General features: G+C 45.2%; 12 protein-coding genes and 2 pseudogenes. 12 read left to right on the forward strand and 2 right to left on the reverse strand.

The window, feature by feature from the left end; all coding sequences use genetic code 11:
* Positions 1-162: 162 nt before the first annotated feature.
* Positions 163-470, reverse strand: a pseudogene (locus ABGB15_RS21500) (IS481 family transposase); the annotation flags it as partial.
* 715 nt (positions 471-1,185) lie between these two features.
* On the opposite strand from ABGB15_RS21500, the gene ABGB15_RS21505 reads away from it, so the two are divergent.
* The 7 genes from ABGB15_RS21505 to ABGB15_RS21535 all read left to right on the forward strand — a co-directional run bounded on the left by ABGB15_RS21505 (position 1,186) and on the right by ABGB15_RS21535 (position 5,332).
* Positions 1,186-1,428 carry a thermonuclease family protein gene (locus ABGB15_RS21505; RefSeq protein WP_369064295.1) on the forward strand — a complete coding sequence of 81 codons (243 nt, stop codon included), beginning with the start codon at positions 1,186-1,188 and terminating at the stop codon, positions 1,426-1,428.
* Positions 1,429-1,586: 158 nt separating this feature from the next.
* The gene (locus ABGB15_RS21510; protein ID WP_369064296.1) at positions 1,587-2,078 is read left to right on the forward strand and encodes a hypothetical protein; all 492 of its coding nucleotides are present in this window, start codon (positions 1,587-1,589) and stop codon (positions 2,076-2,078) included.
* Positions 2,079-2,423: 345 nt separating this feature from the next.
* Positions 2,424-3,191, forward strand: a complete 768-nt coding sequence (locus tag ABGB15_RS21515; protein ID WP_369064297.1) for a TraX family protein — start codon at positions 2,424-2,426, stop codon at positions 3,189-3,191.
* A gap of 205 nt (positions 3,192-3,396) precedes the next feature.
* Positions 3,397-3,876 (forward strand): hypothetical protein, encoded by a 480-nt coding sequence (locus tag ABGB15_RS21520; protein ID WP_369064347.1) that lies wholly within the window; start codon positions 3,397-3,399, stop codon positions 3,874-3,876.
* 175 nt (positions 3,877-4,051) lie between these two features.
* Positions 4,052-4,318, forward strand: a complete 267-nt coding sequence (locus ABGB15_RS21525; RefSeq protein WP_369064298.1) for a hypothetical protein — start codon at positions 4,052-4,054, stop codon at positions 4,316-4,318.
* Positions 4,319-4,599: 281 nt separating this feature from the next.
* Positions 4,600-4,782 (forward strand): hypothetical protein, encoded by a 183-nt coding sequence (locus ABGB15_RS21530; protein ID WP_369064299.1) that lies wholly within the window; start codon positions 4,600-4,602, stop codon positions 4,780-4,782.
* A 367-nt stretch (positions 4,783-5,149) separates the two neighbouring features.
* Positions 5,150-5,332 (forward strand): hypothetical protein, encoded by a 183-nt coding sequence (locus ABGB15_RS21535; protein ID WP_369064300.1) that lies wholly within the window; start codon positions 5,150-5,152, stop codon positions 5,330-5,332.
* Positions 5,333-6,257: 925 nt separating this feature from the next.
* Here the strand turns inward: ABGB15_RS21535 and repA are convergent.
* A complete protein-coding gene (gene repA, locus ABGB15_RS21540; RefSeq protein ID WP_369064301.1) occupies positions 6,258-7,271 on the reverse strand; it encodes a plasmid replication initiator RepA in 1,014 nt (337 codons plus the stop codon).
* A gap of 656 nt (positions 7,272-7,927) precedes the next feature.
* On the opposite strand from repA, the gene ABGB15_RS21545 reads away from it, so the two are divergent.
* From ABGB15_RS21545 to ABGB15_RS21565, 5 genes and pseudogenes are all read left to right on the forward strand, one after another.
* Entirely contained in the window at positions 7,928-8,194 is a 267-nt protein-coding gene (locus ABGB15_RS21545; protein WP_014172304.1) for a DUF1778 domain-containing protein, read from the forward strand.
* The gene (locus ABGB15_RS21550; RefSeq protein ID WP_369064302.1) at positions 8,182-8,667 is read left to right on the forward strand and encodes a GNAT family N-acetyltransferase; all 486 of its coding nucleotides are present in this window, start codon (positions 8,182-8,184) and stop codon (positions 8,665-8,667) included. Before ABGB15_RS21545 ends, ABGB15_RS21550 begins: the two co-directional genes overlap by 13 nt.
* A gap of 207 nt (positions 8,668-8,874) precedes the next feature.
* Positions 8,875-9,096, forward strand: a pseudogene (locus ABGB15_RS21555) (helix-turn-helix domain-containing protein); the annotation flags it as partial.
* A 345-nt stretch (positions 9,097-9,441) separates the two neighbouring features.
* Positions 9,442-10,146: a toll/interleukin-1 receptor domain-containing protein gene (locus ABGB15_RS21560; protein ID WP_369064303.1), complete on the forward strand. Its 705-nt coding sequence runs from the start codon at positions 9,442-9,444 to the stop codon at positions 10,144-10,146.
* Positions 10,147-10,752: 606 nt separating this feature from the next.
* Positions 10,753-14,616 carry a DUF4365 domain-containing protein gene (locus ABGB15_RS21565; RefSeq protein WP_369064304.1) on the forward strand — a complete coding sequence of 1,288 codons (3,864 nt, stop codon included), beginning with the start codon at positions 10,753-10,755 and terminating at the stop codon, positions 14,614-14,616.
* Positions 14,617-14,653: the final 37 nt, after the last annotated feature.

Consider the following 14,653-nt stretch of genomic DNA (forward strand, 5'->3'; position numbering starts at 1 on the left):
ATCGGATTCAATATCAGAATAAAAACACCAATCCGTAGTGAAATCATAAGCGTATTCCGGGAACCATATTGACGAAGAGAGTTATTCCGCATGTAGTCTGATGCGCCACGGCAGCTGTTCACTGACTTCGCTTATCTTTAACCGCTCGCCTCCGAATCGCAATCAGCGCCAGTATAGACTCACGTTAAGTGCTAATGGGCTAGCATTTATCCTTTCCGGCTCAGTCAGAATACTAACGATAAACTCCCGGTCTTCATCCGACATTCTGGTCAGCGTGATGGTCAGATCGTCGGCAATATCCAGTTCGCCGTAATTACGATGGGAAAGTCGTATTTTAATTTTCGGACATCAAAGGACTGATGTGGTCACTCATCAATGCGGAGCTGAGTACCATCATTGACCATGCGGAGATCACTGCCGGATAATGCACTGATGGGGATATTCAGCTTTCTGACCAGAGCATGGATACGATGATTACGGGTCCTGGCTGGACAGGGTGGAGAAAGCCCGGAGGTAAATACCCCTCCATGACCGCCGACCAGTTGTATACGGGTCAGCACTGGAACAGGGCTGCTGCAGCTGCGGCGCGTAACGGTGCTGAGAGGTAGGTTATTTCCGTCGGCCTGGGTTTCATGCATGCGACAAACTCCGTGGTGCCGTATGAGGTCACCTTTGCTGACATGCTGTTCTCTCATCAAGAGATCTCTGGGAGCAACTGACCGCACGACCGCCAACAGACCGCTGCTGCACTTCCCTGGCGTAGCTGATGAGGGAAAGACCTGCAGAACGATTTGTGGTAGCTGCCCCCAGTGTACCTGCGTGCCGTTGAATCAGACCTGTCAGGGGGAAGGGAACGTTCAGTACGCCTGAACAACTGCAGGTTGTCACTACACTTCAGTGACAGCCTGAAGTACAGTGTCAGATATACGAGCGCAGGCATGATGAAGGGGCTGAATACCAATATGACAAGGTTGAATGTCAGTTATGCACTGCAGCTCATTGGCTATAAAAAACTTAATAGCAGGACAGCAAGTGAGGTGTATGCATGATCCGGCAGTATGTGCACTACTCCTGTTCGTTGTGACGTTTTCGGCCAGTGCGGATATCAGCGGCAGGATTGTGCGCGTGCCGTTGAGGTTCTTGAGCCGGGAAATCGACTGACGTGCGTTCGCCTGGCCGGCATGGATGCGCCGGAAAAGGAGTCAGCCCTTTGGCCAGCGTTCCTGCCAGGCGCTCTCATCGATGGTGGCGCAGCGTCCCGTAACCGTCACGGGCGGAGAAACGGATCGCTATGGCCGCCTGCAGGGTTCCGTCCGGCCCGACTACGCTGTTCTTGAGTCCGAAGCCCGCCGTCAGTCAGCTGGACTCTGGTCTGAACCGGGTCAGACAGAACCCTGGCGCTGGCGGAGCCTGCCTCAGAATGGATAGGGAAGGTAATGTCTGCCTGCAGGAATTGTTCCGGTTCATGGTTGACTATGATCCTGAATAATAAAAACAGGGCCTGGCCGGAAAGAGGCTTTCAGACGCCTTCCATTCTGAATAATTAACGGTTAATAATGAAAAGATAATAATTTTTGGGGTGCCGGATGACATTAAAATTAACTGCAAGCAAACTGGAAATACTCGTCGAAACGCTGAATGCCATTATATGCGGAGAAGTGAGCATTACGCGTGAACAGCGCGAAAATATGGTCAGAACGGTTGCAACCCTCGGTGGGTTAACAGAGCGGCAGCGCCTTATCACTGCGGAAAAAGAAGCAAAAAAACTGGCAAAAGAAGAAAAGGTTAAAAAACCACGCCTTCCGGATGAAGTGTTTCCCCGCTCCGGAAAACCGTGGGCGCGGGAAGATCTTGACCTTATTCATTCGATTATTACTGATATCCCGGATGACAGAATAGATGATCATATACTCTGGCTGTCGAAGAAGCTGGAACGCACCCCTTATGCCATCTCCCTTAAGATTGTCAGTGAAGGCCGGATGACCGAGGATTGGGCTAAAGAATGGAAGCACGCCGCAAAATCTATTCGTGAGGATTTTGCCCTGCTCAGGGCTAAGTCAACAGCAAATACTGACTGACTATAAAAGACTCATCGTCAGCCGGACTGTCAGTGCAGTAAACTGAATATAATTCAAAGAATTAATATAAGGAATTTTAAAGAGAACCTCTTCCTCAAACTAAATATAATGCGGTTGTTGCCGATAATAATATAGTAAAAAAGGGGGCGATATGAACGATTTCCATATTTTAAATCTTTAAATATGTGGCGGGTGCAATGCGCGTGTTGCGTGATAAATCAGAATTTGCGCTCCGAAAAATTCTGGAAAAATTAAAAGTCAGGGTTACATCGCAAACCGGCAGGGCATTCTGGCATTATGTTCAGGGCTGGCTGCTTACTGCGTGTCGCCTGGGGAATACACAGTATGAATCTTTCAGTACCCGACGCCCTTCACAACATCCAGAAAGCCAGCCGGCTCAGCCCCGCTGCGCTCGATATGGTCAAACTTCTCGCACTCCTGGCCATGCTGATCGACCACATCAATACCGTGTTTCTGACGCCAGCCCAGCCAGTGATGTATGCGCTTGGCCGGATGGCCTTCCCCCTGTTCACGCTTATATGGGCGATGAACGTGCAGCGCACTCCGGAACGTCTGCAGGTGAGGGCGAATCGTCTGTGGATCTGGGCGGTTGTCACGCAGCCGGTGTTCAGCCTGGCCTTCAGTTCTCACCAGCCCTGGTGGGCCCTGAACATCCTGTTCGTGTTCGCCGGCGTCACGCAGCTGCTTGCCCTGCAGTACCGACACGGCCGAAGGGGAATGACTGCCGGATATCTGCTCCTGGCTTTCATGATCTGGCCGCTGGAACCGGCAAGCTACGGGCTGGCGGGAATAATTCTGGCCATCAGTATGGCAAGCGTGACAGGCGGGAGTACACCCGAAGTGAAGCGACTGGCGGCCTTCGCTGCCGTACTGTCACTGCTCTGTTTAAACGGGGTATCGCATCTCCTGAGCCTGCCAGCAGAGACATTATTGCTGGCCACCCTGCCTACACTGGTATTCCCCCTGATGGTGGTCTCTTTCAGCAGCCAGTTCTGTCCTGAAGACCGTCAGCGTTTCATGCCGCGTCATTTCTTTTATGTGGCTTATATGGGTCACCTGCTGGTACTGCTCATCTTGCAGCATGTTCTATGAACGTAGTGCCCTTTCAGGGTGAGCATCACCCATCTTGGGATTTTAATTCCTGTCAATGCACATCTTCATGGTGCCATCCCGCGCAGCAGCGTAGCGAGTTTAGTTTCGGTTTAAGCCTTAAGCGGTAAAATAGACATTGCTATTCGTATTTTTTATCAGGTTTCCTATGTTTAAAAAGTTGGGTGGTTCAGTATGCGCGTTGGCAATGATTAGTGCAGCGCCAGTTTATGCAAACGAGATGGCATTATACTCGGCTAATACCGGTTCATTTGTGTATCATATGACCGGTAATCACGGCCAATATAACGAAAAGTTCAATAACCAATTTTTTTCCGTTGAGCGCAAGTTGTCTCCAGATTCAAAGTACAGTGTGTTAGTGGGTACCATGAAGAATAGTTTTGCCGATCGTTGTTTGTCTTTAGGGGCGAGAAGAGACTGGTACTCGGCAGCAAACGGCTGGACGATCAAAGGTGTATATGCTTATACCGGAGAGTTTTTCTTTAAGGCTTTTAGCGATTGTGGAGATTCAGGAACCTATCGAACGGCGAAGAAACTCACCAGTGTTGGGTTTTCCCCCTATATTTATCATGGCCTCCAGTACAATTTTACCGATAATTTCGGCGTGGAAACGGGAATTATTGTCCCTGCAATATTTGTCATGAGTGTACAGTGGAGTTTTCGCTAACAGGGGTAGTGACCGGATAAATGCCAACTTTCAGGCAAACACGTTGATCGAGAACTTGTTCCCATATCAAGTAAATATAGCCCATCACATCATTGCGGATGACAGAATCATGCTCACCCCGGACGCTTATGTTCATGCTCAGGAAGTGATCGGCATACGATTGGAATTCCTAATCATGAACCAGCCATTGTTCCCGGCGTTGACAACTATCAGCAACGAACTGGCGGCCAGCATTCAGCAGGCCTTCAGTCAGTATTACACCGACCTCAGCAATCAGGACCAGGTCTTCTTCGGGGTGGGTGAGGTCACCATCACGAAACAGGACGGGACGACGGTCGTGGTGCCGTCATGGAGCAAGGCGATCGGCGATGCGGCACAGAAAGTGACAGAGAACATCTTTACCGCGGCGCAGACGTTCAGCAAGGTTATTCATGAGCGGTAATCTCGTGGCCGTCACATTGAATAATCAAACACTTTCCCTTATCACGCTGACCCTGAAGGCCGGCACGCTGCAGCAGGTGATCTATAACTGAGCGGCAGATGGGCCCGGAGCTGGCATCACCGGGCGTCCGGATGACAAAAAAAAGACTGCGTTCACCCTTATCGTCGAGCTTATCCGCCATGCCAGCGATACTGACTACATTACGCGGCAGACGTATATTTCAGGGGCGTCTCAGGCCTCCTGGTGGCTGTACTGTATCAGCGGCAAATGGGGGGGGCTGGGTGAAAATCCCGGCGCTTAACCAGACGACTACCTGGACGGCGAAGCAGATGTTCTCCGCAGGGCTGGATTGTGTGGGAGACATTAGTGTTACCGGTGAAGTCGATGCCCTGAAGTATCCACCAGACAGTGTCAACAATGGTGACTATCTCGGTGCTGTTTATCCGGGAGCATGTCGGGAGTGAGCATGAGGCTGTCCTGAACCTGAATGGGTTTGACAGTGACCTGAACTGGCTGTTCAAAAGTGACGGCTCACTGCATTCGGATGGCGGAGTCTGGTCTGTAAGTGGTCGCGTACACACATGGTCTTCAGTGGTGGAGGGGTATCTCGAGTGTCAGGTGGACCGGGCATCTAAGGGGATAAATTTTTTTGACTCGGATGAAACGCTGAAGGAGGACATTCAGGAATGTGAAGAGCGGAAATGCATCGACAGTCACCAGTCGGCTGAGGCCAGTGTCGTACAATATACGTAGATGAATATAAATACACAATAAATGATATTGATAATCATTTATGTATCTATGTTCACTAATTATTCTCGGATCAAAGAAATGGAGTCTAACGGTCTTAGCGTCGAAAAAATTGCTGAAATTTTTGACGAAAACGCCGCCGAACTCCAGCATTTCGTAACCGTCGCTGATGGTTTTGTTTCCGGTGAAAAGTTCCTTTCTCTGGATGTAACAAACAAGAGTAAAGATGCTTTTAACGCTGTGGCCAGTGCCTTAGCAAAGTAAAGTAGACAAACTAAAGCCCGCGGTAAGCGGGCTTTTTCATGGTCAGGAACGACGCGCCAGCACAGACAGGACAATAAATTTCCGATCTCCAAACTAACCCCGTTTTCATTCCTTAAGGTTCATGGTCATTATGCCGCTAAGCGGCATGTAGACGCCAGCCGGAGCTGGGCCGGGCTGTTCTGGTGAGGGGCGTCGTGACCGGCATCAGCCGTTACGGATTAATAGGTTCTGCCAGTCCCATCCCTTACCCTGCTAAGCCATACCCGCTAAAAGCTGTTCTTTTTGCTGATGTGCGCGGTCGGAGTGAGCGCGTCGAGGCCTGTGGCCGCTGACGGGCTGTATCTCCGCGTTAGCGCCGTGAGGCGCTTACGAGCGTGTACACAGGACTGACCGCCACCTGCTTTGCAGCGACTCTGAGTACTAGTTACAACATCCCTTTTAAAGCGAGGAAGTTCCGGCCCTGTGGGCCGGGGCAGCGTCGCTTTAGCAGGGGAAAGGTGTACAGGGAGTGTCAGGTTCCGGCCAGAACGGGGCCCGGAGCTTGCGACGGGAGGAACTTTTGCCTTTGTTCTGAGCGCGCGGCCGTAAGTCCGCTGTATGCGAAGGCCTTTTTTATTATTCACAGAGTGGCAAGAGACAAAGATCTACTCTGGAATGAAATGAACAGAGAGATAATAAAGGGGGGTTAGATTATTTTGCGGGTTCTCTTTTTTTCTTTTCCAGAAAAGGTGGATTATACCTTTGCGGATTTCTGTGGAAAAAAGACGATGACCATTATTTTGTACCATCAGGGGGTGGAGGTCTGCATCTGGATATGAAGGAAGTCAGTGTGCTGTGCACAAATAGCGCCCGTTTTTCCGGAAAACACCAGCACCAAAAGCCCCGGCAAGGGGCATGTTAAATGAGGGGGATTATGCGCCGTCGGCTAGTCCGGCGGTGAGAGAGCCAGGTCCAGCTGGTACAAATACTGGATTGCCAGCTGAGTCACCCGCTCATGGGTACACCAGTACGCTTCATCTTCCGGTAGGGTTTTGAATACCCACTTTTCCATTACGTGGAGTCGTTCATCTGCTGGCAGCTTAATCAGGTTATTGGCACGTTTACGCTCCGCGCCTTTTTTGCGGCGGTAAATCAGTGCCTCACGGCGCTTCCGGTCAGACCAGCATTTACGGGCAGCGTGAGGCTGCACGTCATCATAATCGCTGATCACACCTTCCCGGATAAGCTGCTCGCGTACGGCGCTCTGACGTAGTTTCTTCGCCTGCTCTTTAAAAAGCTTGTCCATATCGACACCGAGCATCTGGAAACCCACGGGCGTGATATAGACATAGGTCGGCAGCCAGGACCGGGATTCACGATCCCAGGTACGTTCTTCCGCGAGGCCGAGAACGCCAAACCGTACCTGTTCCTCTATAAGGCGTGAAAGGCGTGACACCGTCACCTCCGTTTCCGGAATGACATTACCTTTAGCATCCTTAGCGCTCAGCTCTTTTGCCAGCCGGGAGATACACATGCCGACGGTATGCTTACCGGCGTCACAGAAACTGATGAGCACCGGCCATAGCGCATCGAGCAGGAGCTGACGCTCCGGACGGAAACCATATTTACGTCCCGCCTTACGGCGGCCTGCGACATAGAGCGGGTGACGTGAAACATGCATGCGCAGGCTGACCTGCCCGGTTGCTTTGTCCTTTTTCACCAGGCGGTTGTAGGCATGGCCGAGCTGTCCGGAGAGCTTTTTATAATGCTCCGGGCGATACCAGGCCGGGTTTTCACATTTGGTTTTTGTGGAATGCTCACCACGTTTGCGGCGGGTCAGCTTTTTGACCGGCGCAATGAGAAAATTGCCCTGAGTGCCGGCATCGACGTCCTGCCAGAAACGGGTTAGCTCATCTGCCGGAAGTTCAGACCAGTGAACAGAAATCTGATTGTCATTCACGGCGGCCTGTTCTTATGGCGGCCGGGTGTTGTGTTATGTGGTGCATGCGTTATAATCCTTCACAGGCAACGCGCCTGCTTTTGAACCCCCTGATATCTTACGTTCCGCCAAGTTCGTGAAAGCTATCAGGGGGTTTGTGCATTCAGGCTCCGGGAAATCCCGTTACCTGCTCCTGAACGTTTTAACGGACACGTCCTGTCCCTGTTTGTTTCCGGAAGTCCGCATTTCTTCCGTAAAACCCTCTTCTGCCACCCGCCTGCCTCACCACAAAGCAGTCAAACAGTTAGTTTGAGTTAGGTCACAAAAGTAATCTGAATCAACAATCTGTCCCACCACAAGACGATCACTGACGATCTGAATACTACCTTCTCGTCAGTTAATTTTCCAGATGTTAGACCAGATTACCATCCAACATGTGCGGCTGATTGCCCTTAAGATATTTTTAACCGGCAGCTTTCGTCGTAATGTCAGGGCGTTAGGTGTAATCAGGTAAGCCTGTAGAGAGAAGAGAAATTTGGAGGCAGGGTATTTAACTCAAGTAGTTACAAGGTAAATCTTTCGGATCATAATTGCACTGATAAAAATTTGTATAGCTTTTGCTATACACTATTCCTGTGTTATGCTTGTAAAGCAATTGCTATACAAGGAGTGCACTAATGAAATCAGATGTTCAACTCAATCTTAGAGCCAAAGAATCTCAAAGAGCACTCATCGATGCTGCTGCAGAGATCCTCCATAAATCACGTACGGACTTCATTCTGGAAATGGCATGCCAGGCTGCGGAGAATGTGATCCTCGATCGGCGCGTATTTAATTTTAACGATGAGCAGTATGCAGAGTTTATCGATATGCTCGATGCGCCAGTTGCGGATGATGCTGCAATCAATAAACTCCTGGCAAGGAAACCTCAGTGGGACGTGTAACAGCACCGGAACCGTTATCCAGCTCACATCAACTGGCTGAGTTCGTCAGCGGGGAGGCCGTTCTCGATGACTGGCTTAAACAGAGAGGTTTAAAAAATCAGGCACTTGGTGCTGCCAGAACGTTCGTTGTTTGTAAAACAGGCACGAGAAAGGTTGCCGGTTTTTACTCGCTGGCCACCGGCAGCGTTAACCATGTGGAAGCCATAGGAAGTCTCAGACGCAATATGCCTGATCCAATCCCAGTAATCATACTTGCTCGCCTGGCTGTCGATGTCTCATTCCGCGGGAAAGGGCTGGGTGCTGATTTACTGCACGATGCCGTATTGCGCTGTTATCGGGTCGCAGAAAATATAGGCGTACGTGCGATTATGGTTCATGCTCTGACAGAAGAAGCCAAAGGGTTTTATCTTCACCATGGTTTTAAGGCATCGCAAACCCAAGAGCGAACTCTATTTTTCAAATTACCACAATAGAACATAACTAAAGTAAGAGAACTTGGATAATTCACAACTAATTGAATACAAACGACTAAATTCATCAATTTAACATAATCTTTGTTATGCGAAATAAAGCTGTGGCTCCCATATTCTAATGTCACTTTTAACCCATTTAGTGATGTCACTTTTTCTGGCATAAAGGATCCCATCCTCAGGCCATGGAGACATCAGGATGCTTGGACCATGTCAGATAAAGAACTCAGTCGGATCAACATCATTCAGTCCGTTGTTGAAAAGCGCATGCGCCGTCGTGATGCTGCTCATCAGTTTGCTTTGACCGAACGTCAGACACAGCGTTTAATGAACCGCTTTCGCGAGTCTGGCGTTGCAGGACTGGCAAACCTCCGGCGTGGACGCCCTGGTAATCACAAGCTTCCTGAGTCACTGAAGCTGCGTGTTCTTTCGTTTCTTGGGGCTGTTCTGAAGCTGGCGCAAAGCAAAATGGATGAACTCGAACGCAATGGTAAGCGAGATCGGAGCAAAAAGATGCCCAAACGACGTGCACAGGCCAGAATTCAGGAGCAGCTCAGAGCAATTAATCCGGTTCTGGCAACCCGGAGGAGTTCAGGGCTAGTCTGAAACGCTAGCCCCTACTCTTATGGTTTTTTGGGATAGTTTCGCTGTGGCAGTGTGATGAAGTGCAATCTTTTGAAAACATGGCAGTTGGGTTTGTAACTAATAATCCCCATTACGTATCTGGTTTTACTATCACAGCAGATATATTCCAGAATATTAAGGGGAAATCAGAAAATGGCCAGATGTACGGCTCCTGTACGTGGACATAGCTCAGCAGCAGCCGCTGCTGCTTGTCCAGCCTGTCGCAATCGCAGTGGTTATCGCCGCAGCAGCTACAGTTATGATAGTTATCCGTCCTACTCCTCGTCAGGCAGCACTGGCGGAAGTCGTGGAAGCAGTGGCGGTGGATCCAGCAGCGGTACAAAGCCCCGCTGGTCAAAATCGGGTTCTTCCGTTTCCTACACAACCGCCCAGGTACAATCTCTCACACCGATTCGCCAAACGGTAGAGAAGCTTGTCGCGGAGAAGCCGGATTTGCGTGATGTATTCCTTTGCCACGCTTGGGATGATCGACAAGGCGTAGCCAAAGAGCTACACGATTTGCTCGAGGCTGCAGGCGTCAAAGTATGGTTTAGCGAAAAAGATCTTGCTCTTGGCGTTCCAATGATGCGTGCCATCGATAAAGGATTAGCAAATTCTCGAATCGGTTTGGTATTAGTGACTCCAGCGCTGTTAAACCGACTGCCCAAAGAAGGCGTTGCTGATAAAGAGCTTTCAGCTTTACTGGCCGGGAACCAACTCGTACCGATCGTTCATAACACAACGTATGAAGCTCTCCGCAATGTAAGCCCCTTGCTCGCATCCCGAAGCGGCCTGGACACGGGAGAAGATACGCTGGCAGTTGTCGCAACAAAAATAGCAGAATTGATTACTGTTTAGAGTAACGACTTCCGCTCAAACTAATAAATCTGGCCTGCTACCGCTGGCCAGATATTTTATCTCTTATCACCCTTTCCCTTCAGAACTTAACTTCTGCCCTTGTCCATGTCACTTCAGGTGACATTTCAAACTGGCTAAAAGAGGTGACATTTTAAGCTTGCAATAACAAAAGCTGGCTACTACAGCTACTACAGCTACTACAGCTACTACAGCTACTACAGCTACTACAGCTACTACAGCGAGTATTATCTTCATTGATGGAATGATATCAACAGACGTACCTTTGTCAGCATATTAAAAGGTAAATGATGCCTAAGTGCTGTGTGCTTTCGCTATGCTACACTGACTTTGAACAGACCTAAGCACCCTGAGGTTCACGGTTGTATTAGGCCAAAACTAAACATACACCCAAGGGAAATGGCTAGATTGTTGAACACAAGTATTCCCATACTTGACATAAGTCTAAAATATAAAAAAATCAAAGAAAATACATATAATAGATAAATCGCGTAACTAAAACTTAATCACAGTTCGTACTGCATCCATAATGGTCGCAGTATATATGATTAGTTACTAACTAAAAGTAAGCATTATGAGGATTACGAAATGCCACAACTTCCAAATGATAGTTATAGCCAAGAAATAGGTCGATTGGCCCAAAGAGCCCTAGTAACAAAAATGCCTCGCGCATGGATAGAGACGCCAATGTCTGGCGATTCGGATTATGGAATTGATTATCAAATACAACTAAAAAATTCGTTAGACCAAGTTGAATATAATTTCTACCTACAGTTAAAAGGAACGACAGAGCCATCATTAAATCTTGATGGAACCCTTAGCTATGCCTTTAAATGCTCAACATTAAATTATTATCATTCCCAGGATTCTCTTGTTATGGTTGCAGTTGTTAATTTAAAAGACAACATTGATCAGCTTTATGAATGCCCCATATATTACTTATGGCTTGATGATGCATGGTTCAATGAGCACAACCTAAAGTTGCAGACACAAGATTCAATTACATTGCGAATACCAACGAATCAGGTGATAACTACTAAGTTGGATATATATCAATTTCATAGGAATAGATTCGAAGAAAGAATGGCTTTAACAGATTTAAGTCGTGAAATAAAGCCATATACAGATGACGTTGTCAGTACAATTAGTAACATTGCAAATAGTATAACTGATAAACCGTTTTATTTGAAAGCCATAGAGCATAACGGCGATGAACCTTGGATAGAAAATCCTGAGGGCTACTACCCAACAGAACTTAAAATCATAGAAAATCACATTAAGATTAATAAACTTAAACCTGCGAGCGAAGCAATTTCAAATCTTGAACAGAAAATTGATATAATGAATCCGCACGAAGTGGCAGAGTTATGGTATCAGAAAGCAAACTTAATGGTACTTTTAGATAACATTAATGAATCTCGAGAATTATACAGGACTGCGTCTACAACATCAGATAAAGTAAGATATTTAATAGGTGAATTGGAATCAGACCTAAGATATGACTGTCACAGTCAAGCACCAATAATCTTGGAAAAACTAAAAAAATACGATGATAGCGATAAGAGAATTTTATTTATCAAGGTCAAATGTATGGCGCTTATTGGCTGTTCACAGGATGCAATAGAATTAATAAACGAAAAGCATCCAGAATATATTGCAGCTAAATTAGTAGTATACACTATAATTGATGACACCGATAGTTTAGATAAACTCATTGACTCAATTGATTTAGATTCGTTAAAAACCACACGAGAAAAGCTCGCTATCCATTTCATTGCTGGTCGAAGAGCATATTTCAAAGCAAACAATGAAAACATTGAATATGACAAAGTTATACCTATTCATGGTCTTCCAAACACAAATTTAACACTACTATTGCAATCCTATGAACATTATAAATCAGCATGGATTTTAACAGAGGAGCTTGGCTACCCACAAGATTTTACTTTATTATTAGATATTAGCCCTTTAGCTTTTAGTTTTTTCAATAATATGCCAGAACTCTTTAGACATTTTGACAATATCCTAAGAGAAAGACCTCAACATGCTGAAGTTGTCTATATTTACACCCGACTGTTGTTCAATCAACAAAATTACCAAAAAGTAATTTTATTATTGGAGAGTAAAGAGTACGAACTTGATTTGGACGATCAAGTATTACTGTTTTTATCTTATTATAATACCAATAAACTTTCCAAAGCATTATACGTTTTCAAAGCAATGGCTGAGGATATTATGAATTCAGCCTTGATAAATAAGACAACACTTTTTTGCATAGCTTCAAAAGTTGCGAGAGAATTGTTCGAAATTCCTCTTTCTGAACACTATATGTCCCAAGTAAAGTTATTCCCAGACGCTGATATTGTAATTGCATTCTCTGATTTTTTAGACGAAATAGAACAAAATAAAAATGACATTAGAACTAGTTTAAACACATTATATGCAAAATACATTAACATGGGCAGACCCCTTTATCTTGCTGAGCAGTTGATGAATCATCTTCAGATGAAAGATTTAGATGAAGCAGAGAAAATAATCGATGTTGCATCAACAATTTTAGAACATCATGGTTTAAGTGAAAAGGATAATTTTCAATACGCTAATGCAATGATAGCTAAGGGTTTTTACGGCAAAGCTCTCGAACTGATTGACACATCTGTTCAGAAGGAGCAGATTGATCCAAATTGGCATTTTCTCAAAGCCTTAGCTCTTCATTATAACGGCGAGTCTGGCTTGGCCATCGATAGTATTCGTCTTGCTTTAGACAGTTCACATTTATCCGATGAAACTCTCAAATTTTACATTCAATTATGTACCAAATTTGGCATGGCAAATGAAGTTGAAAAGATAGTTATTGAATTAATATCCAAAACTACGGAATCTAATATAAAAGTCCAATTTTTAGTTCAATTATTTCATCTTTATAGTAAGGATGAAATTTATAAGGATAAACGGCTACCAGTACTAAGACAGATTGCACGCTATGTTAATCAAGATGATCCTGACGAAGAAGGAAACTTTCTCATGCTAGTCTTAACATCTGAAAAAAATGATGATGAGGTTGAGTTTTTAGAGTGGCGAGAAAGGTTATTAAAATATACTGAGAAATTTCCGGACTCCACTCGTTTAAGAAGAGCCATAGTGAATCCTGAAGGTCCTGCAGAAGAGTTTGTTGAATCGCTCAATAAATTGACTGGAGTTACTCCTGAACAGATTGAAATATGGAATAAAAATAAGCAGGAAATCCGTAATGGATCGCTAAAAGTACCTTTTGCTTTGCTGGGATACTTTCTGTCAGAAACACGTGATATATTTACATCTTGGCTGTTGTCTCAATCAGAACCAGATGAAAATATCGAGTTTAAAATACGTCATTCTAGTTTTTGCTCTCAGGATATTTTTAATAATCTCTTTGATAAAAGGTCGTCTTGTATTTTGGAGGAAACAACTCTATTAATATTATCCGAATTAGACGTTCTAACTGATTTTTTAGGTTTAGTTAATAAATTTTCAATCTTGAGTTCAGTTTTTAATAATATCAGCATGCACGCGCAAAGTTTCATACATCATGATAAATCTCGTATAGCCATGAAAATCCTTTCAGCTATAAATAGCCATCGGGACAAACTGAAGATAATAGATGATAGCAAAGATAATATTATTGAATCTTATGCCTCATCCGTTAATGGAAATAATGGCTTTTTCATTTCTGATGATTCCTACATGCAAAGCTTTGTTCTTTCCTCGACAAATAATAAAACACCAGTGAATAGTATTAATATTTTACTTTTGCTTATGAATAGAGGGAAGTTGAATCATGCTGACGTATGCCACCTTGTTGCCAAGTTTTGTTCTCTTGGTATATATCAGCCCAATATGAGCATTCAGCTATTATCTGAGGTATATCAACATTTCTTTAATCTAAGTAAAGGTGATGATATCTTAGGTACTGATTTCATTAAAGTATTCTCAAGTATTTTTTTATCATTTCGCTCAACACATGAAGCAGCATCTTTACTTCTTCGTATGTTGTTCAACGCGTCTTCATTTGCGCGAACGTTACCAACTTCTAATGTACTACTCATGCTATTACGTACATTTATTGAGGCACATCCTTTTACTACCATAGAGCGTTTCTTAACGCTTTGGTTCATACAACAATGTACATATAATACCGTTGCAGTTGATATACAAAAAGCACATGAATCTTTGGTGAATAATTCTTTAACCTATGATCTCTATAAAGATTCAATGTGCAATATCTCATCTGACTTTCAAGATGAAGAGTACCTATTAACATCTATCATTGATGCCCTAAGGAGCGTTGAACGAGACAAACGTCCACAGGTATTCTCTGCTATAAAAGAATGCTTCACCCCGCTAACCCATACAGCTCTCACCTTAGAGGCCAAATACCAGTCCATGCTTTTTAATGACCAATATATTTCTTGATACTTAAACCAGTACCAACTTATTAAAATCCTTTAAG

It is taken from the genome of Enterobacter sp. MALB-1 (assembly GCF_041021625.1).
GTDB classification, from domain to species: Bacteria; Pseudomonadota; Gammaproteobacteria; order Enterobacterales; family Enterobacteriaceae; genus Enterobacter; species Enterobacter oligotrophicus.